The sequence below is a fragment of the Microbacterium tumbae genome (genome assembly GCF_054780175.1).
Genome location: NZ_BAAGWV010000002.1, coordinates 436,876 through 456,362, shown reverse-complemented (window position 1 = coordinate 456,362; position 19,487 = coordinate 436,876). Strand labels below are relative to the sequence as shown.

Here is a 19,487-nt window from a genome sequence, read left to right as displayed (position 1 = left end):
GCGCCCGTGTCGGATGCCGGTGGCACGATGGCGACCGTGAACGCTCCCTTCGTCCCCGAGCCGCCGGAGCCGGGCTCGCAGCCGGGGAGCGACGCCACGATCGCGCGCGGGGCCGCACCGAGCTGGCGCGCGCTGCTCGACCCCGTGCCGCGCGGACGAACGCCGACCGAGCTCGCGCTCGGCATGGAGCTGCGGCGCCGTCCCGTCGCGGGCCGCAACGCCTGGACGCCGCGGCCCGCGACGGCGGCGCATCCTCGCGACCTCGTCAAGGACCCCGGCGAGGTGCTCCTGGCCGTGCGCCCGCTGATGCGCAGCGACGCCACCGGCAACTGGATCCTCGGAGACGCGACCTGGGACGCCGTGCGCCGTCCGTCGTCGCGATTCCGCGCCGAGCACAGCCGGTGGTTCTCGGACTTCCTCGGGATCGCCAGGGAATCTCTGCTCTCCGGCACCGCCGGCGACTGGATCACGCTCGATCACGTCGGCTCCGGGCTGCTCTGGGCGCACCTCGACGCAGCGGGTGCCGCCGGCATCCCCGTGATCGCCACGCAGAAGCACACCGACGTGCGCAGGTTCGACTCGGCGTCGATCGCGGTCCGCATCGACGACGTCGAAGGCGGGCTCGCTCTGGAGCCCGAGGTGCTGGTCGACGGCGTGCAGCGCGCGGCGGAGCGGGTTCGCGCGATCGGAAGCGCCGGCGCGTACGCCTGGGCTGTCCGTGGCAGCCGGATCCTGCTGGAGTGGGGACCGGCCCTCATCCCGCCGGCCGCGCGGACGCTCCTGGTCGAGACGGGGCGGATCGTCGTCCCGGCAGCGGAGCGCGAGCAGTTCCTCTCCGCGGCCTATCCCGGCCTCGCCAGGGCCGGCGGCGTCAGCTCCGCGAGCGGCGCGGCGCTGCCGGAGCTCGCCGACCCCACCGCCGTGCTGACGATCGCCTATCGCCGCGGTCACACGGTCGAGTACTCGCTCGAGTGGGAGTATCCGGGATTCGGCCGCTTCCCGATCCCGGCGGGGAAGGACGCCGTCCGCGATCCGGAGGCGGAGCGCGTGATCCTCGAGGACATCGAGAACGTCTGGAGGCAGAGCGCGCCGTCGGTCTTCCGTCCCCACGGGACGCTGCAGGACATCGAGGCGGCCGAGTTCCTCACCAGGATCGTGCCACGGCTCGAGGCCGACGGCGTCGTCGTGGAGACGACAGGGACGCCGCGCTCCTATCGTGAGCTGACCGGCGATCCCGAGATCACCGTGTCGACGGTCGAGACGACGCAGCCGGACTGGTTCGATCTCGGCGTGCTCGTGAAGATCGACGGCAGGACCATCCCATTCCAGCCGTTGTTCACCGCGCTCGCGATGCGGCGCACCAAGCTGCTGCTGGTGGACGGCGGCTATCTGTCGCTCGCGCATCCCGCCCTGCAACGGCTGCGCGAGCTGCTCGACGAGGCGGCGGAGCTCGCCGAGTGGGAGGCCGGGCCGAGGATCAGCAGACACCAGATCGCTCTCTGGGAGGATTTCGAGGACCTGGCCGACCAGGCCGAGCCCGCCGTGGCATGGCGCGCTCTCGCAGAGGGCCTGCGCGGTGTCGGCTCCGTTCCGGGGGCCGACGTGCCCGCCGGCATCCGCGCCGCCCTCCGCCCCTATCAGAAGGCGGGCTTCGACTGGCTGGCCTTCCTGTGGGGACATCGGCTGGGCGGCATCCTGGCCGACGACATGGGACTCGGCAAGACCCTGCAGCTGCTGACGCTCGCGCAGCACGTGCGCGATACGGGGGAGCGACGGCCGATCCTCGTCGTCGCGCCGACGTCGGTGCTCGGCACCTGGCAGGAGGAGGCCGCGCGCTTCGCCCCCGACCTTGGCGTCGTGGTGATCGACGGCACGGCGCGCACGCGCGGCCGGTCCGTCGCGGACGTGGTGTCGGAGGCCGACGTGATCGTGACCTCGTACACGCTCCTGCGTCTCCGCGAGGGGGCGTTCACGGCGATCGACTGGGCGCTCGTCGTCCTCGATGAGGCGCAGTTCGTGAAGAACGCGGCCACGAGGCAGCACCGCGCTGCCGCCGCGCTGCGCGCGGACGCCGTCTTCGCCGTCACCGGCACTCCGATGGAGAACGGCCTGAGCGAGCTGTGGGCGCTGCTGAAGCTGACCGCACCAGGGCTGTTCCCCTCCGCGAGAGCCTTCCGGCAGGAGTACGTGCAGCCGATCGAGCAGGGCAAGGTCCCGGAGAACGAGGAAGGCGGCGAATACCGTCGCCGACGTCTGGAGCGGCTGCGCAGACGCATCAGGCCGCTCATGCTCCGGCGGACGAAAGAGGTCGTGGCGGCCGAGCTTCCCGCCAAGCAGGAGCAGCTGCTGCATGTCGAGCTGAGCCCCGCCCACAGAGCCGTCTACGACACCGTCCTGCAGCGGGAGCGGCAGAAGGTGCTCGGACTGCTGCAGGACCTCGACCGCAACCGCTTCATCGTCTTCCGCTCGCTGACGCTGCTTCGGATGCTGAGTCTCGCGCCGGGTCTCATCGATCCGGACGACGCGCGGATCGGCTCGCGCAAGCTCGAGCTGCTCGCCGAACGGGCGATGGAGCTCCGGGCGGAGGGGCATCGCGCCCTGGTGTTCAGCCAGTTCACCTCGTTCCTCCGGATGGCGGCGGAACGGCTGGACCGCGCGGGCATCCCCTATGTGCATCTGGACGGTTCGACCCGGCGTCGTGATGCGGTCGTCGACGAGTTCAGGACCGGAGAGCAGCCGGTCTTCCTCATCAGCCTGAAGGCCGGCGGGTTCGGCCTGACGCTGACGGAGGCGGACTACGTGTTCCTCCTCGATCCCTGGTGGAATCCCGCCGCCGAGACGCAGGCCGTCGATCGCACGCACCGGATCGGGCAGGACAAGCAGGTCTTCGTCTACCGGATGATCTCCGAGGACACGATCGAGGAGAAGGTGCTCGGACTCCAGCGCCGCAAGGCCCGGCTGTTCACCGCCGTGATGGATGACGAGGAGATGTTCGCGCAGTCCTTGACGGCCGAGGACATCCGAGGTCTCTTCGAGGCGTAGCCCTCCGTTCCGGTGCGCGGCTATGCGACGGAACCGGGACCGCCCGGTGCGTCACCGAGCAGATGATCGACCGCGAGCCGCGGTGCGCCGGGGAGGGCATCCGCCGCACGGCGTCTGGCTCGGCGCCGCACGAACCAGACGGTTGCCACGGCGAGGGCGGCGAGGAGCACGATCCAGGGCAGGCCGACGGCGAGGACGAGCGCGAGCTGCGTCCAGAAGCCGGCGAACCCGTGCCATCCGAAGGCCACGGCCTCGCCGAAGTCCGCGGGCGCCGTCTGCGGCTCCACGTACTCCTCGGTCAGATGCAAGGCGATGGTCGACATCGACACCCGGTCCTCCAGGGAGCGCTGCTCTGCCTCGAGCGTCTCCAGCTCGCTCTGTCGCGACGCGATCTCGGACTCCAGCTCGATGAGATCGCTCGTCCTCGAGGCCGTGCCGAGCCACTCGTTGTACCGGGAGATCGAGGTGCGCAGCGTCGTGATGCGCGCGTGGAGATCCCTTTGCGAGGCGGACACATCGGTGCTCTCCAACGAGGTCTCCGCGAGCGTCCCGAGGGAGGCGAGAGCGGTGCGGACGGCTTCGACCTGGTCGGCCGGCACCCGCAGCGTGAGCTCGGCACTCGCCGAGGAGTACTCGCCGGCCGCATACTCCTGTCGTCCGCTGATGCGTCCTCCGGCGTCCTCCACGATGCCGGTCGCGTCGTCCGCCGCGGCGATCGGGTCGTCGACCGTGATGACGATGCTGCCGGTGATGACGACGGCGGGATCGGCGGCACCCGTCTGCTGACCCGCCGCTTCGCCGCCTCCGGTGTCGACGGGGCCCGATTCGGCGGCGGCGTCCGCGCCGCCGGTCGATGCGCTCGGTGCTGCGCAGCCGGTGAATCCGAGCACCGCCGCGGCGGCGAGGACGAGGGCGGGCAGGAGGCGTCTGCGTGTGCTCATGCCGGAATCCTGCTGACGCCCGCCGAGCGAACGCCGTGAATCCGATCACGAAAGGATCATGGTTCGATCACGGTTGCGCATCGGCCTTTTGCCCGGCCGGTCTAAGCCGGCGCCCAGCGGCCCGCGGGTAGAATCGACCGGTCCACGTCAGGAGGAATGCAATGCGGATCACCGGACTCGGCCACGCCGGGATGTTCATCGAGACGACCGGCGGGAACATCATCTGCGACCCCGTCCTCGGCCCCTCGTTCTTCGGCTCCTGGTTCCCATTCCCCGACAACCGCGGCCTGGACTGGGAGCGGTTCGGCGCCGAGGCCGACTTCCTCTACATCTCGCACCGTCATCGCGACCATTTCGATCCCCGCCTGCTCGAGCGGTACATCCGCAAGGACATCGAGGTTCTGCTGCCGGAGTATCCGATCGACGATCTCGAGCAGGACATCCGCGCCCTCGGCTACGAGAACATCACCTACGCGCCTGCGGGGGAGATCATCCGCCGGGGCGACCTCAAGATCATGATCACGCCGCTGCGCGCTCCGAGCGACGGGCCGATCGGCGACTCCTCTCTGAGCGTGGACGACGGCACGGGCTCGGTGCTGAACCAGAACGACTCCCACCCGCTGGATCTCGAGAAGCTGCTGCACTTCGGCAGGCCCGACGCGTACTTCACCCAGGTGTCCGGTGCGATCTGGTGGCCGATGGTCTACGACCTCCCGATGGACGCCAAGCAGAACTTCGCGCGCCTCAAGCGCGAGGCGCAGAACAAGCGGGCGATGTACTACATCGAGAAGGTCGACGCCCCGCACGTCTTTCCCATGGCCGGCCCGCCGATGTTCCTCCGCGACGACCTCTTCGACTTCAACGGCACGGGCCGCAGCGGAGAGTCGATCTTCACCGACCAGAAGCAGTTCCTCGCGCATATGAACGAGCTGGCGCCCCAGTACGACGGGCAGCTCTTCATCCCCGGGACGGTAGTCACGGTCGCCGATGGCGAGGTCAGCACGGAGCAGACCCTGTACACCGAGGACGAGATCTCCCACGTCTTCGACGAGAAATGGGACTACCTCGAGGCGCAGCGGGCGAGCCGGCAGCAGGAGATCACGGACGAGGTCGCCACGCGGGCCGAGGTGATCCCGCCTGACGACATGCTGGCGGCGATCAAGGAGTGGTGGGAGCCGCTGCTGAAGAAGTCGCGCACGATCCGTCTGGGTGTGGGCGGACACGTCCGCTTCCGCATCGGCGAGCTCGACATGGTCGTGGACTTCCCCCGCGCGAAGGTGCGCGAGTATGCCGGGGAGGAGTGCATCTACTGGTACACGATCCCGGCGGATCTCGTCTCCACGAACATCCGCGATCAGGAGATCGACTGGTCGAACTCGATCTTCCTCTCGATGCAGTTCTCGGTGGGGCGCAGCGGCAAGTTCAACGAGTTCCTGACGACGTTCCTCAAGTGCCTCTCCGTCGACCGCATCGAGTACGTGGAGAACTGGTATCAGGAGCAGACGGACCAGACCGAGGACGCCGAGATCGGTGAGTGGGTCGTCCAGCGGCGATGCCCGCACCTGCGCGCCGACCTGACCCGCACCGGGAAGATCGATGAGGACGGTGTGCTGACCTGCAGCATGCACGACTGGAAGTGGGACCTGAAGACGGGGCGATGCCTGTCGACCGCCGGTCATGAGATCCGCGCGAGGAAGGCGGATCCGGTCACCGAGGACGCCCTCCGGATCGGCGCCTGAGACGTCCTGTACCACTGCTTCCCGCAGTGGTACTCTGGCTCTATGGCCACGACCCTTCCGCGCATTCAGGTGACGCAGACACCGGAGCTCGCCGCCGGCCTCGAGCTGGCCGCGAAGGAATGGCCGGGAGCCTCCCGTTCCGAGCTCGTCGCCCGTCTCGCCGAGAGCGGAGTTCGGGCTCTGGCCGCCCAGCGCGATGCCCGCAGAGCCGAGCGGCGCAAGGCTCTGGACGAGACCCGCGGCAAGTACGCCTATCCGCCCGGGTATCTGGAGGAGCTGCGCAAGGACTGGCCGGAGTGATCGTCCTCGACGCGAACGTGGTCATCGCGTTCTGGAGCACGGCAGACGCCCATGCGAAGGATTCCTTCGCGATCCTCGACACGGAAGAGGACTTGACCGTGCACCCGGTGACGCTGGCCGAGACCCTCGTCTGGCCCGTGGCGCAGGAGCGTGAGCAGGAAGCGGCCGCCGACCTCGTCAGACTGGGCATCGAACAGTACGCGCCGTTGATCGACGAGCCGTCGCGGATCGCGCACCTGCGCGCGCAGACCGGGCTCAAGCTCCCCGACGCCTATGTCCTCGCGACCGCGGAGCAGCTGCACGCGACGCTGGCGACTTTCGACAGGCGTCTGGCCGATGCGGCGCGGGAGCGCGGTGTCGCGGTCGTCGGCGCCTGAGCGCGTCCACTAGACTGAGGATACGAGCAACCTTTAACACCGTCCCGTGAGGCGGAGAAGGGAGCGGCGGATGAGCACGTGCACCGTGCTGCAGCAAGCCGACATCTCGCGGGCGCTGACCCGCATCGCCCATGAGATCCTCGAGTCCAATCGCGGAGCGGAGGATCTCGTCCTCCTCGGCATCCCGACCAGGGGAGTTGCTCTCGCGCAGCGATTGAGCGCCCTCATCGAGGACATCTCCCAGGTGCCCGTCCCCGCCGGCTCACTGGACGTCACGCTCTTCCGGGACGATCTCTCCCAGCATCCGACGCGGTCTCCGCGGCGCACCGAGATCCCCGCGGGCGGCGTCGACGGCAGGACGGTCGTGCTCGTCGACGACGTCCTCTTCTCGGGGCGCAGCATCCGCGCCGCGCTCGACGCGATCCAGTCGATCGGACGCCCCGCCGCCGTGCGCCTCGCGATCCTCGTCGACCGCGGGCACCGCGAGCTGCCCATCCGGCCGGACTTCGTCGGCAAGAACATCCCCTCCGCGCGCACGGAGCGCGTCAACGTGCGCCTGCACGAGTACGACGGCGCCGAGGAGGTGACGATCGAGGCATGAGGCACCTGCTCGACACCCAGACGCTGGACCGCACGACGGCGCTGCGCATCCTCGACGTCGCCGAGGACATGGCGGACACGCAGTCGCGCGAGGTCAAGAAGCTCCCGACGCTGCGCGGCAAGACCGTGGTGAACCTCTTCTTCGAGGACTCGACCCGCACCCGCATCTCCTTCGAGGCGGCCGCGAAGCGGCTGTCGGCGGACGTCATCAACTTCGCGGCCAAGGGCTCAAGCGTCTCCAAGGGCGAGAGCCTGAAGGACACCGCTCAGACCTTGGAGGCCATGGGCGCGGATGCCGTGGTCATCCGCCACCCGGCGTCCGGCGCGCCCCGCACGCTCGCGACCAGCGGCTGGATCTCCGCGGGAGTGGTCAATGCCGGGGACGGCACGCACGAGCACCCGACCCAGGCGCTGCTCGACGCGTTCACGATCCGCAAGCGCCGCTTCGGCGCGGACAGCAGGGGACGCGATCTCACCGGCGTCCACGTGGTGATCGTCGGCGACGTGCTGCACTCCAGGGTCGCGCGCTCGAACGTCTGGCTCCTCACCTCCCTGGGGGCGGAGGTCACGCTCGTGACCCCTCCGACGCTCATCCCGCAGAACGTGTCGGGATGGCCGGTGCGCGTGCTCTACGACCTGGACGAGGCGCTCGCGCTCGGCCCGGACGCCGTCATGATGCTCCGGATCCAGCTGGAGCGCATGAACGCCGCGTATTTCCCCAGTGAGCGGGAGTATTCCCGGCGCTGGGGGCTGGACGCCGTGCGAGCGGCAGGGCTCCCGGACGGTAGCATTGTCATGCATCCCGGCCCCATGAACCGGGGACTCGAGATCTCCTCCGAGGCGGCTGATTCGGCGCGATCCACCGTGCTGGAACAGGTGACCAACGGGGTGTCCGTGCGCATGGCGGTGCTGTACCTGCTGCTGGCAGGAGAACGAGAAGACGAACGAGGGGGAGACCTGTGAGCGAGACCCTCGTCATCACCGGCGCACAGCTTCTCGGCGCCCAGAGCGCCGACATCATCGTCGAGGACGGCGTGATCGCCGAGATCGGCAGCGGACTCAACCGCCCCGGCGCGCGCATCGTGGATGCCGCGGGGCTCGTCGCCCTGCCGGGGCTCGTCGACCTGCACACGCATCTCCGCGAACCCGGCTATGAGGCGTCCGAGACGATCCTCACCGGCACGCGCGCGGCGGCCGCCGGCGGGTTCACGGCCGTGTTCGCGATGCCGAACACCTCGCCGGTGGCCGATTCCGCCGGCGTCGTCGAGCAGGAGCTCGCCCTCGGCGAGGCGGCCGGCTACGCCACCGTGCAGCCCATCGGCGCCGTGACCGTCGGCCAGAAGGGCGAGCGGCTCGCGGAGCTCGGCGCGATGGCGGGCTCCCGTGCACGGGTGCGCGTCTTCAGCGACGACGGCTTCTGCGTCTTCGACCCGCTCATCATGCGTCGCGCCCTGGAGTACGTGAAGAGCTTCGACGGCGTGATCGCCCAGCACGCGCAGGATCCGCGCCTCACCGAGGGCGCCCAGATGAACGAGGGCGCCGTCTCCGCCGAACTGGGGCTCGGCGGCTGGCCCGCCGTCGCCGAGGAGTCGATCATCGCCCGCGACGTGCTCCTGGCCGAGCACGTCGGTTCGCGCCTGCACGTCTGCCACCTCTCCACAGCGGGCTCCGTGGACATCATCCGATGGGCGAAGAAGCGCGGGATCGCCGTGACGGCCGAGGTCACGCCGCATCATCTTCTGCTCACCGACGAGCTCGTGCGCGGCTACGACGCGCGCTACAAGGTCAACCCGCCGCTGCGGCGCGAGGAGGACGTGCTCGCGGTGCGCGAAGGCCTCGCCGACGGCACGATCGACATCGTCGCCACCGACCACGCGCCTCATCCCAGCGAGAGCAAGGCCTGCGAGTGGCAGGCCGCAGCCAACGGCATGGTGGGACTCGAGAGCGCCCTGCGGGTCGTGCACCAGTCGATGGTCGCGACCGGCCTCCTCGGCTGGGCGGACGTCGCCAGGGTCATGAGCGCCGCTCCCGCGCGCATCGGGCGCCTCGCCGACTTCGGCGCGATCGAGGTCGGAGCGCCCGCGAACGTGACCCTGTACGACGCATCCGTCGACGGCGTCTTCACCGAGAGCGACCTGCACGGGCGCAGCACGAACTCGCCCTATCTCGGTCGCGAGCTCCCCGGGCGCGTGGAGTGGACCATCCACCGCGGCGTCGTCACCGTCGAGGCCGGTACGCTCGTCGAGGGGCTGAACGCATGACCCGGGAGATGCTGTTCCTCGTCACCGGCCTGTTCGCCCTGGCGATCCTGCTCCTCATGCTCTTCGCCTGGCGGCGGCGACTCCGACGCGACGCAGCGCTCGCGGCGCCCCTCGGCGTGCCGGAGCACGCGGAGGTCCGGGCGCGCCACGAGGTGCTCTACGTCTCGACGACGCGTCACGACCAGCCCCTGGAGCGCTTGACGGTCGCCCCGCTCGCCTACCGGGCGCGCGGAGAGCTCGCCGTCACGGATCGCGGCGTCGCTCTGTGCCTGGACGGCGCTCCGACGGTGTTCCTGGCCAAGGACCGCCTCAGGGACGTCGCCCGCGCCACCGTGACCATCGACCGCGTGGTCGAGCCCGGCGGACTCGTGAAGCTCGTCTGGGATGTGACGGACGCGCATCCGGTCGACTCCTACCTGCGCCTCGCCGATGGCGACCCCCAGAACCTCATCTCCGAACTGCGGCCGCTCATCGCGACCCCCGACACGGGAGCCACCTCATGACTCTTCCCGATCCCGCCGTCCTCGTGCTGGAGGACGGATCCCGCCACCGCGGTCGTGCCTATGGCGCCCGCGGCACGACGCTCGGCGAGGTCGTCTTCGCCACCGGCATGTCCGGATACCAGGAGACGCTGACCGATCCGTCCTATGCAGGACAGATCGTCCTGCAGACCGCGCCCCACATCGGCAACACCGGCATGAACGACGAGGACGACGAGTCCCGTCGCATCTGGGTGTCCGGCTACATCGTGCGCGACCCCTCGCGCGTGGTCTCCAACTGGCGGGCGACGGCTTCGCTCGACGACACGCTGGGGCGCGACGGCATCGTCGGCATCAGCGGCATCGACACCCGTGCGATCACCCGCGTGCTGCGCTCGGCCGGCTCCATGCGCGGCGGCATCTTCTCGGGCGAGGCGGCCGCGCTGGACGCCGAGGAGCAGCTGCGCATCGTGCAGCAGGCTCCGCAGATGACCGGCCAGAACCTGTCCGCAGAGGTCTCGGTGTCCACCGCCGTGGTGACCCCGGCGGTGGGGGAGAAGCTCGGCAATCTCGCCGTCCTCGACCTCGGCGTCAAGCAGGCCACGCTGAACAACCTGGCCGCACGCGGCTTCGAGGTGCACGTGCTCCCGCAGAGCTCCACGTTCGCGGACATCATGTCGATCGACCCCGCCGCGGTGTTCTACTCGAACGGCCCCGGCGATCCCTCGGCCTCCGACGCGCAGGTGGCCGTGCTCCGCGAGGTGCTCGACGCCCGGCTGCCGTACTTCGGCATCTGCTTCGGCAACCAGCTGTTCGGACGCGCGCTCGGACTCGGCACCTACAAGCTGACCTTCGGCCACCGCGGCATCAACCAGCCCGTGAGGGACAAGACGACCGGTCGTGTGGAGATCACCGCGCACAACCACGGGTTCGCGGTCGATGCCCCTCTGGAGGGATCCTTCGACAGCCCGGCCGGGTACGGCAAGGTCGAGGTCAGCCACATCGGCCTCAACGACGACGTCGTGGAAGGCCTGCGCGCGCTCGACATCCCCGCCTTCTCCGTGCAGTACCACCCGGAGGCGGCCGCGGGCCCGCACGACGCCAACTACCTCTTCGACCGGTTCGCGGCGCTGGTCCGCGAAGACCAGCGCCGCGGGTCGAGCGAGCGCGGCGAGCCGACACCCGGCGCCGATTCCGATATCGCCAAGAAGGACTCCGAGTAATGCCCAAGCGCGACGACATCAACTCCGTTCTCGTCATCGGATCCGGTCCCATCGTCATCGGACAGGCCTGCGAGTTCGACTACTCGGGCACCCAGGCGTGCCGCGTCCTCCGCGAGGAGGGCGTGCGCGTGATCCTCGTGAACTCGAACCCGGCGACGATCATGACCGACCCGGACTTCGCCGACGCGACCTACATCGAGCCGATCACCCCCGAGGTCATCGAGACCATCATCGCGAAGGAGCGCCCCGACGCCATCCTGCCGACCCTCGGCGGTCAGACGGCGCTGAACGCCGCCATGGCGCTGAACGAGCGCGGCATCCTCGACAAGTACGACGTCGAGCTCATCGGCGCCAAGGTCGAGGCGATCAAGAAGGGCGAGGACCGCCAGATCTTCAAGGAGCTCGTGATCGAGGCGGGCGCGGATGTCGCGGCATCCGTCATCTGCCACACCACGGACGAGCTCATCGCCGGCGCGGAGAAGCTCGGCTACCCGCTCGTCGTCCGCCCCTCGTTCACCATGGGCGGCCTCGGCTCCGGCTTCGCCTATGACGAGGAGGACCTGCGCCGCATCGGCGGAGCGGGCCTGCACGACTCGCCCACCAGCGAGGTGCTCCTGGAGGAGTCGATCCTGGGCTGGAAGGAGTACGAGCTCGAGCTCATGCGCGACACCGCCGACAACACGGTAGTGGTCTGCTCCATCGAGAACGTCGACCCGGTCGGGGTGCACACGGGAGACTCCATCACGGTCGCGCCCGCGCTCACCCTCACCGACCGGGAGTACCAGAAGCTGCGCGACATCGGCATCGACATCATCCGTGCGGTGGGCGTCGACACCGGAGGCTGCAACATCCAGTTCGCGGTGAACCCCGAGGACGGCCGGATCATCGTCATCGAGATGAATCCGCGCGTCTCGCGCTCGAGCGCTCTGGCATCGAAGGCCACCGGCTTCCCGATTGCGAAGCTCGCCGCCAAACTCGCGCTCGGCTATCGACTGGACGAGATCCCGAACGACATCACCGGCGTCACCCCGGCGAGCTTCGAGCCCACGCTCGACTACGTCGTGGTCAAGGTCCCCCGTTTCGCCTTCGAGAAGTTCCCCGCCGCCGACGTCACGCTCACGACGACCATGAAGTCGGTCGGCGAGGCGATGGCGATCGGCCGCAACTACGCCACCGCGCTCCAGAAGGCGCTCCGCTCGCTGGAGAAGCGCGGCTCGAGCTTCCACTGGGGGCCGGAGGAGCGCAGCGTCGAGGAGCTCCTGGAGACATCCCGGACGCCCACGGACGGCCGCATCGTGGTCCTGCAGCAGGCGCTGCGCAAGGGCGCCACGCTCGAGCAGGCATTCGAGGCGACCGCCATCGACCCGTGGTTCCTCGACCAGATCGTCCTCATCAACGAGGTGGCCGAGACCGTGCGCACCGCGCCCGAGCTCGACGCCGAGACCCTGCGCCACGCGAAGGAGCACGGCTTCTCCGACGCGCAGATCGCAGAGCTCAGGGGAGGGTCTGAGACAGAGATCCGCGGTGTGCGCCACGGCCTCGGCATCCGCCCGGTCTACAAGACCGTGGACACCTGCGCGGGCGAGTTCCCCGCGCTCACCCCGTACCACTATTCGAGCTACGACTTCGAGACGGAGGTCGCCCCCTCCGAGCGGACCAAGGTCGTCATCATCGGCTCCGGGCCGAACCGCATCGGACAGGGCGTCGAGTTCGACTACTCCTGCGTGCACGCCTCCTTCGCGCTGTCGGATGCCGGCTACGAGACCGTGATGGTCAACTGCAACCCGGAGACCGTGTCGACCGACTACGACACGAGCGACCGGCTCTACTTCGAGCCGCTGACGCTGGAGGATGTGCTGGAGGTGCTCGACGCCGAGGCCGCCAGCGGCACCATCCTCGGCGTCGTCTGCCAGCTCGGCGGGCAGACTCCGCTCGGCCTCGCCAAGGGCATCGAGGCCGCGGGCTACACCGTGCTCGGCACGAGCCCCGCAGCCATCGACATCGCCGAGGAGCGGGAGCTGTTCTCGCAGCTGCTCGACGACGCCGGGCTCATCGCTCCGCGCCACGGCACGGCCGTGGATGCGGATGGCGCCGTCGCGATCGCCGAGGAGATCGGCTACCCGGTGCTGGTGCGCCCGAGCTTCGTCCTCGGCGGGCGCGGCATGGAGATCGTCTACGACACCGAGAGCCTGCGCGACTACTTCGTCCGCACGGCCGGCGAGGTCGTCATCGAGCCGGGCAAGCCGCTGCTCGTCGATCGCTTCCTCGACGACGCCATCGAGCTCGACGTCGACGCCCTGTACGACGGCGTCGAGCTGTACATCGGCGGCGTCATGGAGCACCTGGAGGAGGCCGGCATCCACTCCGGCGACTCCAGCTGCGCGCTGCCCCCGATGTCGCTCGGCCGCAGCGACATCGACCGCGTCCGCAAGGCGACGCTCGCGATCGCCGAGGGCGTGGGCGTGCGCGGACTGCTGAACGTGCAGTTCGCGATCAGCGCCGGCGTGCTCTACGTCATCGAGGCGAACCCGCGCGCCAGCCGCACTGTGCCTTTCGTGTCGAAGGCGCTCGGCATCCCGCTCGCGAAGGCGGCCAGCCGCATCATGGCCGGCAGCATGATCGAGGAGCTCAAGGCCGAGGGGCTCCTGCCCGCGCAGGACGGCTCGCACGTGCCGCTCGGTGCTCCGGTCGCGGTGAAGGAGGCGGTGCTGCCGTTCAAGCGCTTCCGCACCAAGGACGGCAAGATCGTCGACTCCGTGCTCGGTCCCGAGATGCGTTCGACCGGCGAGGTCATGGGCATCGACAAGGACTTCCCGACGGCCTTCGCGAAGAGCCAGGCCGCGGCCTACGGCGGGATGCCGACCTCCGGCACCGTGTTCATCTCGGTCGCGGACGCGGACAAGCGCGCCGTCATCCTCCCGGCTCACCGACTGCAGGAGCTGGGCTTCTCGCTCGTGGCGACCGAGGGCACGGCGGAGATCCTCTCGCGCAACGGCATCCCGGTCACCGTGGTGGCGAAGTACAGCGACACCCAGTCCAGCGGGGAGCGCAACATCGTCGATCTGATCAACGACGGGGAGATCGACATCGTCGTGAACACGCCGTCCGGCGGAGCCGCCCGCGCGGACGGCTACGAGATCCGCGCGGCCGCCGTCGCGGCGGACAAGGCGCTGTTCACCACGATGGCGGTGCTCGGCGCCGCCGTCAGCGGGATGGACGCCGCCGACCACGGCTTCGCCGTGCGCAGCCTCCAGGAGTACGCCATCGACCGGAAGGCGGCGGTGTGATCGAGAGCTTCGGCGAGCGGGTCCGGGCGGCGCTGAGCGCCGTCGGACCGCTCTGCGTCGGCATCGACCCGCATGCGGGTCTCCTGAAGTCCTGGGGGCTCCCGCAGAGCGCGGACGGGGTCCGCGAGCTCGGGCTGCGCACAGTGGACGCCGCGATCGGGCGCGCCGCGATCGTGAAGCCGCAGGTGTCGTTCTTCGAGCGCTTCGGCTCCGCGGGCGTCGCGGCGCTCGAGGACGTGCTCGCCGCGGCCCGTGCTGCGGGACTGATCGTGATCGCCGACGCCAAGCGCGGCGACATCGGCACGACGATGGACGCCTACGCCGCGGCCTGGCTGACGCCGGGCTCTCCGCTCGAGGCGGACGCCCTCACGGCGAACCCCTTCCTCGGCGTCGGATCGCTCGACGGCGCGTTCGAGCTCGCCGCCCGGCACGGCAAGGGCGTCTTCGTCCTGGCCGCGACGAGCAACCCCGAGGCCGTCGGCGTGCAGCGCTCCGCCTCGGCATCCGCGAAGACCGTGTCGGCGCAGATCGTCGAAGAGGTGTCCGCTCGCAACGCCGCTGCCGCACCGGCCGGGCAGTGGGGCAGTCTGGGCTTCGTCATCGGAGCCACGGTCGAATGGCCCGAGGCGGGTCTCGCGCCGTTCTCGCCTCCTGCGCCCATCCTGGCCCCGGGCTTCGGGACGCAGGGGGCCGCGGCCGGCGACCTCGTCACGCGGTTCGGCTCCATGGCCGCCGTCGTCATCGCGAGCGAGAGCCGCAGCATCCTCTCGGCGGGGCGGGACGGGCTCGCCGACGCGATCACCGCCGCCGCGGCGGCGTACCGGGAGGCCCTGGATGTCTGAGAAGCGCCCCGTCCCGGAAGTGGACCGCGCCGCCGCCGCGCGGCGCGCGGTGGAACGCCGTCGTGCTCGCGCATCGGTGAAACGCGACCTCACCACCCGGGTGATCGCACCCCAGGAGGTGCTGGAACGTGCAGGATCGGATCCGGACTCCGTTGAGGGCTCCTTCCGCGTGACCGACTTCCTCCTCGCGCTCCCCGCCATCGGCGCGGGCAAGAAGGACCGTGTGCTGGAGGAGCTCCAGATCTCCCCGGTGAAGCGTCTGGGAGGTCTGGGCGCCCGGCAGAAGCTCGCGCTGCGCGCGTGGCTGGACGGGCGCTTCCCCCCGCACAGACCGCGCTCGGGGCGCAGCCGTCTGCTCGTGCTCGCCGGCCCGACCGCGGTCGGCAAGGGCACCGTCGCCGCGCAGATCCGCGAACGGCATCCGGAGATCCACCTCTCCGTGTCGGCCACAACCAGGGCGCCGCGACCGGGGGAGGTCGACGGAGTGCACTACTACTTCGTCGACGACGCGGAGTTCGACCGCATGATCGCCGACGGAGAGCTCCTCGAGTACGCGGTGGTGCACAACAGGAGCCGCTACGGCACCCCGCGCGCCCCGATCGACGCCGCACTGGCCGCCGGCAGGACGGTGCTGCTCGAGATCGACCTGCAGGGCGCGCGTCAGGTCCGCGAAGCCGAGCCGTCCGCGACGCTGATCTTCCTGCTGCCGCCCAGCTGGGACGAGCTCGTGCACCGGCTCGTCGGCCGCGGCACGGAGGATGAGGAGGAGCGCGCGCGACGGCTCCGCACCGCGAAGGTCGAACTGGCGGCCCAGAGCGAGTTCGATTACCTGATTGTGAACGAGGATGTCGGCGCAGCCGCCCGCGAGGTCGTAGAATTGTCTGAGGCAACAGCGCGCTGAGCGTCTTCGCGCGCCCGCCGTATCGACTTCGCGACGAACCCGTCGCCTGATCTGGAGGTCCCACCATGGCCGGACACCACACCAAGGGCATCATCGATCCGCCCATCGACAACCTGCTCGACCGCGTCGAGTCCAAGTACGAGCTGGTCATCTACGCGGCCAAGCGCGCCCGCCAGATCAACGACTACTACTCCGATCTGCACGAGGGGAACCTCTTCGACAACGTCGGCCCGCTGGTGGACTCCTCGGTCGAGGACAAGCCGCTGACGATCGCGCTCCACGAGATCAACGAGGACAAGCTCCGCATCCGTCACGCCGAGTGAGGCGCGACGGACACATGAGCGCACTCCGCCTGTTCACCTCCGAGTCCGTCACCGAGGGGCATCCGGACAAGATCTGCGATCAGATCTCCGACAGCATCCTCGACGGCCTCATCGCCAAGGACCCCGGTTCGCGCGTCGCCGTGGAGACCCTCGTCACCACGGGGCTCGTGCACGTCGCCGGCGAGATCCGCACCGAGGCGTACGTCGACATCCCGACGATCGTCCGCGACGTCGTCAACGGCATCGGCTACACCTCGAGCGAGCTCGGATTCGACGGCAGCTCCTGCGGCGTCAGCGTCTCGGTGGGGGAGCAGTCCTCCGACATCGCGCACGGGGTCGACCAGGCCAAGGAGCACCGCGACGGCGGCTCGACCGATGAGCGCGACGCGCTCGGCGCCGGGGACCAGGGCATCATGTTCGGGTTCGCCACGAACGAGACCCCGCAGCTCATGCCGATGGCGGGATGGACGGCGCACCGCATCGCGGAGCGCCTCACGGAGGTCCGTCGCTCCGGCCTGCTGCCGTTCCTGCGGCCGGACGGCAAGACGCAGGTCACGCTCGGCTACGACGGCTTCACGCCGAAGACCGTCGACGCGGTCGTGCTCTCCACGCAGCATCACCCCGACATCTCCCAGGAGGAGCTGAAGGCGCAGGTGCGCGAGCATGTCATCGACCCCGTGCTCGCCTCGACCGGTCTCGACATCCCCGCCGATCTGACGTACTACATCAACCCGGCCGGCCCCTTCGTCACAGGCGGCCCCAAGGGCGACGCAGGCCTCACCGGCCGCAAGATCATCATCGACACCTACGGCGGCGCGGCCAGGCACGGCGGTGGCGCGTTCAGCGGCAAGGACCCCTCGAAGGTGGACCGCTCCGGTGCATACGCGATGCGCTGGGTCGCGAAGAACGCCGTGGCCGCCGGCCTCGCCGACCGTCTCGAGGTGCAGGTCGCGTACGCGATCGGCGTCGCGCATCCCGTCGGTCTCTACGTCGAGACCTTCGGCACGGGCAGGATCGACGACGACGCGATCACGAAGGCGATCTCCGAGGTCTTCGATCTCCGTCCGCAGGCGATCATCGAGGAGCTCGATCTGCTGCGTCCGATCTATGCGCAGACCGCCGCTTACGGCCATTTCGGGCGCGAGCTGCCCGACTTCACGTGGGAGCGGACCGACCGCGCCGAAGAGCTGCGCCGCGCCGCCGGCGTCTGATGGCCGCCGAGAGCAGGCGCATCGCGCGCGTGCTCCTGGACTCGCCGCTCCCGCAGCTGGACCGGCTGTTCGACTACGCGCTGCCGGATGAGCTCGGAGAGGTGGCGCCGGGCGTTCGTGTGAAGGTGCCGCTGCGTACGGCGGGCAGGGTTCTCGACGGCTACATCGTGGAGATCGCCCAGGAGGACGACGCGGACCGCCCCCTCTCCGCGGTGGAGAGCGTCGTGTCATCCGTCGCTGTGCTCTCGCCCGAGCTGTATCGGCTGGCGCGTCGGACCGCCGACCGTGCGGCGGGCTCGGCGTCGGACATCCTGCGCCTCGTCATCCCGAAGAGGCAGGTCCGGGTCGAGAAGGCCTGGTCCGCGGATGCCGGGCATCCGGTGCCCGATGAGGAAGCGACGACGGCGGCGGCGAAGGTCATCGCCCGCTATGAGGGTTTGGAGACCGTGCTCGACACCGGCGGACGCGCGGCCGTCGAGGCGGTGCCGGTGCTGGAGGAGGGGGTGCCCTCGTGGACCCGCCTCCTCGCCGCATCCGCCACCCGCGCACTCGCCGACGGCCGCTCCGCGATCATCGCGGTGCCGGACCACCGAGACCTCGATCGGGTCGTCGCGGCGCTGTCGGCGCTCCTCCCCGAGGATGCGATCGTGCGGCACGACGCGCGGCAGAGCAATCCCGATCGCTATCGCGCCTTCCTGCGCACCCTGGAGGACGCGCCCTGCGTCGTCGTCGGCAATCGATCGGCCGTCTACGCACCGGTGCGCGCCGGGCTCGTGGTCCTCTGGGACGATGGCGATCCGCTGCTCGCCGAGCCCCTCGCCCCTTATGCGCACGCGAGGGACGCGGCGCTGCTGAGGCAGGAGCAGGAGGGCAGCGCCCTGCTGCTCGCCGGTCACACGCGCACCAGCGATGTCGAACGGCTCGTGCTCGCCGGCTGGCTGCAGGACGTGCGCGCGGCACGACGCGTCCTGCCCCGAGTGCAGCTGAGCACTCCGCAGGAGCTCGAGCAGCATGCGCAGCGGCTGCCCTCCAGCGCATTCCTCTCCGCCAGGAGGGCCGCCGCCGAGGGCCCCGTGCTCGTCCAGGTCGCGCGTCCCGGCTTCTCTCCGTCGCTGGTGTGCGCCGAGTGCCGCCGCCCCGCCCGGTGCGCCCACTGCGGCGGGCCCCTGGGAGCGCACCGCCGCGGCGCGGTCCCCGTGTGCGGCTGGTGCGGGCGCTCGGCCCGCGCATGGACCTGCCCCTCGTGCTCTTCGACGCAGCTGCGCCTCGCGTCGTCGGGCAGCGAGCGCACGGCCGACGAGCTCGGCCGTGCCTTCCCCGGCATCCGCGTGATCCTCGCGGACGGCGCGCATCCCGTGGAGAGCGTCGATGCGCGCCCTTCCCTCGTCGTCGCCACCCGTGGGGCAGAGCCTCTCGCCGACGGCGGATACCGAGCGGTCGTGCTTCTGGACGGACCGCGGATGCTGCAGGCGCCGGAACTTCGGATCGGCGAGTCGTGCCTGCGCTGGTGGTCGAACGCCGCGGCCCTCGCCGCCCCCGGAGCGCCCGTGCACCTCGTCGGCGTCGACGGCGCGGTCGCGAGAGCGCTGGCCACCTGGAACCAGTCCGGCTATGCACGAGCGGAGCTGGAGGACAGGGCCCCGCTGCACATGCCGCCGACCACTCGCGTCGCGCAGGTGGAGGGCACGAGCGGGTCGGTGACCGGGGCGGTCGACGCCGTCAGAGCGCTCGGCCTGCCCGCGGAGGCGGTGCTGGGTCCGCTGCCCGTTCCCGGCGACGAGGGACGCGTGCGAGCCCTCATCCGCTTCGGCTACGGCATCGGCGCAGCCGTGGCGACCACCCTGCGCGCGCTCGTCGTCGCGGATGCCGTGCAGCGCCGCCGCGCCAAGGGCCGCCCCGCTCGCGCCGGCCTCTCCGTGCGCCTCGATATCCTCGAACCTGAGATCTGATCCGACCGGAGT

General features: G+C 70.2%; 16 protein-coding genes. 15 read left to right on the top strand and 1 reads right to left on the bottom strand.

The genetic code is table 11. The features are described from left to right. The first annotated feature begins 36 nt into the window (after positions 1–36). On the top strand, positions 37–3,042 hold the full coding sequence (locus ACYVGQ_RS09465) for an SNF2-related protein (protein WP_460784375.1): 3,006 nt from the start codon (positions 37–39) through the stop codon (positions 3,040–3,042). 20 nt (positions 3,043–3,062) lie between these two features. Here ACYVGQ_RS09465 and ACYVGQ_RS09460 read toward each other — a convergent pair whose 3' ends face one another. After that, positions 3,063–3,983 (bottom strand): DUF4349 domain-containing protein, encoded by a 921-nt coding sequence (locus ACYVGQ_RS09460; protein WP_460784374.1) that lies wholly within the window; start codon positions 3,981–3,983, stop codon positions 3,063–3,065. Between the two features lie 161 nt (positions 3,984–4,144). Between ACYVGQ_RS09460 and ACYVGQ_RS09455 the strand changes: the two genes are divergently transcribed. The 14 genes from ACYVGQ_RS09455 to ACYVGQ_RS09390 all read left to right on the top strand — a co-directional run bounded on the left by ACYVGQ_RS09455 (position 4,145) and on the right by ACYVGQ_RS09390 (position 19,475). Then, positions 4,145–5,722 carry a Rieske 2Fe-2S domain-containing protein gene (locus ACYVGQ_RS09455; RefSeq protein ID WP_460784373.1) on the top strand — a complete coding sequence of 526 codons (1,578 nt, stop codon included), beginning with the start codon at positions 4,145–4,147 and terminating at the stop codon, positions 5,720–5,722. Positions 5,723–5,764: 42 nt separating this feature from the next. Continuing rightward, positions 5,765–6,022 carry a hypothetical protein gene (locus ACYVGQ_RS09450; RefSeq protein WP_460784372.1) on the top strand — a complete coding sequence of 86 codons (258 nt, stop codon included), beginning with the start codon at positions 5,765–5,767 and terminating at the stop codon, positions 6,020–6,022. Then, complete coding sequence (locus tag ACYVGQ_RS09445) at positions 6,019–6,399, top strand: type II toxin-antitoxin system VapC family toxin (RefSeq protein WP_460784371.1); 381 nt, start codon at positions 6,019–6,021, stop codon at positions 6,397–6,399. The genes ACYVGQ_RS09450 and ACYVGQ_RS09445 overlap by 4 nt, the downstream gene beginning before the upstream one ends. A gap of 70 nt (positions 6,400–6,469) precedes the next feature. Beyond that, positions 6,470–7,000 (top strand): bifunctional pyr operon transcriptional regulator/uracil phosphoribosyltransferase PyrR, encoded by a 531-nt coding sequence (pyrR, locus tag ACYVGQ_RS09440; protein ID WP_460784370.1) that lies wholly within the window; start codon positions 6,470–6,472, stop codon positions 6,998–7,000. Then, positions 6,997–7,962 carry an aspartate carbamoyltransferase catalytic subunit gene (locus ACYVGQ_RS09435; RefSeq protein WP_460784369.1) on the top strand — a complete coding sequence of 322 codons (966 nt, stop codon included), beginning with the start codon at positions 6,997–6,999 and terminating at the stop codon, positions 7,960–7,962. Before pyrR ends, ACYVGQ_RS09435 begins: the two co-directional genes overlap by 4 nt. Continuing rightward, positions 7,959–9,260 carry a dihydroorotase gene (locus ACYVGQ_RS09430; protein ID WP_460784368.1) on the top strand — a complete coding sequence of 434 codons (1,302 nt, stop codon included), beginning with the start codon at positions 7,959–7,961 and terminating at the stop codon, positions 9,258–9,260. Before ACYVGQ_RS09435 ends, ACYVGQ_RS09430 begins: the two co-directional genes overlap by 4 nt. Beyond that, positions 9,257–9,763 carry a PH-like domain-containing protein gene (locus tag ACYVGQ_RS09425; RefSeq protein WP_460784367.1) on the top strand — a complete coding sequence of 169 codons (507 nt, stop codon included), beginning with the start codon at positions 9,257–9,259 and terminating at the stop codon, positions 9,761–9,763. The genes ACYVGQ_RS09430 and ACYVGQ_RS09425 overlap by 4 nt, the downstream gene beginning before the upstream one ends. Next, positions 9,760–10,962 (top strand): glutamine-hydrolyzing carbamoyl-phosphate synthase small subunit, encoded by a 1,203-nt coding sequence (carA, locus tag ACYVGQ_RS09420; RefSeq protein ID WP_460784366.1) that lies wholly within the window; start codon positions 9,760–9,762, stop codon positions 10,960–10,962. Before ACYVGQ_RS09425 ends, carA begins: the two co-directional genes overlap by 4 nt. Then, positions 10,962–14,249: a carbamoyl-phosphate synthase large subunit gene (carB, locus tag ACYVGQ_RS09415; protein WP_460784365.1), complete on the top strand. Its 3,288-nt coding sequence runs from the start codon at positions 10,962–10,964 to the stop codon at positions 14,247–14,249. The genes carA and carB overlap by 1 nt, the downstream gene beginning before the upstream one ends. Continuing rightward, positions 14,246–15,091, top strand: a complete 846-nt coding sequence (gene pyrF / locus ACYVGQ_RS09410; protein WP_460784364.1) for an orotidine-5'-phosphate decarboxylase — start codon at positions 14,246–14,248, stop codon at positions 15,089–15,091. The genes carB and pyrF overlap by 4 nt, the downstream gene beginning before the upstream one ends. Continuing rightward, complete coding sequence (gene gmk / locus ACYVGQ_RS09405) at positions 15,084–15,992, top strand: guanylate kinase (protein ID WP_460784363.1); 909 nt, start codon at positions 15,084–15,086, stop codon at positions 15,990–15,992. Before pyrF ends, gmk begins: the two co-directional genes overlap by 8 nt. 65 nt (positions 15,993–16,057) lie before the next feature. After that, positions 16,058–16,315, top strand: coding sequence for a DNA-directed RNA polymerase subunit omega (gene rpoZ, locus ACYVGQ_RS09400; protein WP_460784362.1), 258 nt, complete (start codon positions 16,058–16,060; stop codon positions 16,313–16,315). A gap of 14 nt (positions 16,316–16,329) precedes the next feature. Beyond that, positions 16,330–17,526 carry a methionine adenosyltransferase gene (metK, locus tag ACYVGQ_RS09395; protein WP_460784361.1) on the top strand — a complete coding sequence of 399 codons (1,197 nt, stop codon included), beginning with the start codon at positions 16,330–16,332 and terminating at the stop codon, positions 17,524–17,526. After that, entirely contained in the window at positions 17,526–19,475 is a 1,950-nt protein-coding gene (locus ACYVGQ_RS09390) for a primosomal protein N' family DNA-binding protein (RefSeq protein WP_460784360.1), read from the top strand. Before metK ends, ACYVGQ_RS09390 begins: the two co-directional genes overlap by 1 nt. Positions 19,476–19,487 lie beyond the last annotated feature (12 nt).